1 protein-coding gene is annotated in these 1,466 nt (G+C 67.9%); it reads right to left on the reverse strand.

Going from position 1 to position 1,466, the window contains the following annotated elements; all coding sequences use genetic code 11:
• Nucleotides 1-23 precede the first annotated feature (23 nt).
• Nucleotides 24-1,226, reverse strand: a complete 1,203-nt coding sequence (locus AB0C96_RS43040; RefSeq protein WP_362925755.1) for an IS110 family transposase — start codon at nucleotides 1,224-1,226, stop codon at nucleotides 24-26.
• Nucleotides 1,227-1,466: the final 240 nt, after the last annotated feature.

The following is a 1,466-nucleotide window of genomic DNA, read 5'->3' on the forward strand; positions in this document are numbered from 1 at the left end:
GGGGGGTGCCCTTATGGGTTTGGTCAAGCAGGGACGGCTGGTCGTGACTCGTAGAAGGTGCCGTCTCTGAGCATGGCGAAGAGCACGTCGACGCGTCGTCTGGCGAGGCAGAGGATGGCTTGGGTGTGGTGCTTGCCTTGCGCGATTTTCTTGTCGTAGTAGGCCCGTGATGCGGGGTCGGCCAGAGACGCGAAGGCGGCGAGGAAGAACGCTCTCTTGAGCTGCTTGTTGCCTCGCCGGGCTGGGTGTTCACCACGGATCGAGGAGCCGGAACTCCTGGTCACAGGGGCGAGACCGGCATAGGCGGCCAAGTGGGCGGCGGTAGGGAAGGTGCTGCCGTCGCCGACGTCGATCAGGATGCGGGCTGCGGTCCTGACCCCGATGCCGGGCATCGAGATCAGGACCTTGGAAAGAGGGTGGGCCTCCAGCAGGTCCTCGATCCGCTTCTCGATGAGTTTGCGCTGGTCGAGGACGGCCCGCAGGGAGCCGGCCAGGCTCGGGACGATCAGCGCGGCCGCGTCGGTGCCCGGAACGACGACGGTCTGCTCGTCGAGTGCGGTGAAGATGTCGCTGACCAGACGCTCGGCCATGCGTGGTGCCTTGGGGCGGGCGAGGTTGGTCAGCCGGCGGCGTCCGGCTTTCCTCAACTCGGCCGGGGACCCGAAGCGTTCCAGCATGGTGAGGACGGCGGGATGGTCCAGCCGCGGGCCCAGGACCCGCTCCAGCGAGGGATGGATCTGGGTCAGCAGCCCCCGCAGGCGGTTGCTGATACGGGTCGCTTCACCTGCGAGGTCGTCGTCGAAGCCGACGATCATCTCCAGCTCGGCGACGGCTTCGTCGGTCGGCGCGAGGTCGCGCAGGGTGTGGGGCATGGTGCGGGCGGCGTCCGCGATGATCGCGGCGTCGCGTGCGTCGGTCTTGGCCTCGCCGGGGTAGAGGTCGGCGATCCGCCGCATCGTCAGGCCGGGCAGATAGGCGACGCGGCAGCCCGCGTCACGGGCCACGGCCAGCGGTAGAGCCCCGATGGATGCCGGCTGGTCGACCACGACGAGCACGGTGCCGTGTTTGGCCTGGAGCTTGGTGAACAGTTCCCTCAGCTTGGGCTCGCTGTTGGGCAGCCGCTTGTCGAAGGCTTTCTTCCCGGCGGGCGTCAGGGCAGTAGCGTGGTGTTCACCCTTGCCGACGTCCAGGCCCACGAAGACGTTCACCTGGTCGAGCTTGGTCACGTGCATTCCTCCAGCGACAGGTTCTGCCCACCCGGCCTCACCTGCGGCACCGATCCCCGGCATCCACGTTATGAAGAGCCTGCCGAAACTGCGGCGGTCCTGCCCTTATCAGCGGTCTACCGGTGCCTCCGGGACCGGTGACACCACCCCCCGGATCATGTGGTCCAACAGGGGGGAGAAGTCATGCCGGGCCCGGAGGCCGGGAGCCCCGTTGCGGGGCCGTGGAGAAGATAACGGGGG

Source organism: Streptomyces sp. NPDC048506 (genome assembly GCF_040651315.1).
Classification (GTDB): domain Bacteria; phylum Actinomycetota; class Actinomycetes; order Streptomycetales; family Streptomycetaceae; genus Streptomyces.